The sequence below is a fragment of the Candidatus Thermoplasmatota archaeon genome (genome assembly GCA_030018475.1).
Lineage (GTDB): Archaea > Thermoplasmatota > JASEFT01 > JASEFT01 > JASEFT01 > JASEFT01.
The window spans coordinates 1-625 of sequence record JASEFT010000122.1 but is presented as its reverse complement, the minus strand read 5'-3'; the positions used below and the strand labels follow the sequence as shown (position 1 = coordinate 625).

Below are 625 nucleotides of genomic sequence, written 5' to 3'. Positions count from 1 at the left end.
GAGTATGTGAAAGGACAAAAAGAGTTGCATCAGACCACACTAAAGCAGTTCGCAGCCTAGGAAACCACACCGTTTACGGTGTGGAGGATGTCATTAAAAACCAGTAACCTGATTAATATAAACAGGCGAGACAAATATCACTCCATCCGAGCTTAGTATTTCTTTTTTAATCGCGGGCGCATCATCCTTTATCGCGCAGAACTCTTCGCCCTTTGCCATGCAATCACCGCAACCACGACAGAATTCCAAATTAATTTCTTTGAGGAATAGATATTTAAATTCAACATCCCCCAAACCCTTCAACTTTTTTTTCCGACTAGCTTGGTTATTTGATAACTATCACCCTTACGCAGACTTCCCATTATGGCTAATAGTTTCATCTTTAATTACCTCCTTTTAAATAATTTCATTTTCCTCACCTGATTCGGTAGTTCTTTCGCCTGACTTTTCGAGCATATTGGAGTCCAGCTTTGCTAGATTTGGGCGGAGTGCCGAAGTCCTGCTAGATGAAATCCATAAAACTTATAGGATTTATTTTTTCAATCTTTGAGAGATACTTATCTACTTCTATTTTAAACTCAGAATAAATGTCAGAGATGTTGTCCATTAAAGGCTTTAATTTTCC

The 625-nt window shown here is 38.4% G+C and carries 1 protein-coding gene; it reads right to left on the bottom strand.

Features of this window, described 5'->3' with window-relative positions:
- Nucleotides 1-93: 93 nt before the first annotated feature.
- Entirely contained in the window at nt 94-294 is a 201-nt protein-coding gene (locus tag QMD21_07870) for an NAD(P)H-dependent oxidoreductase (GenBank protein MDI6856680.1), read from the bottom strand.
- Nucleotides 295-625: the final 331 nt, after the last annotated feature.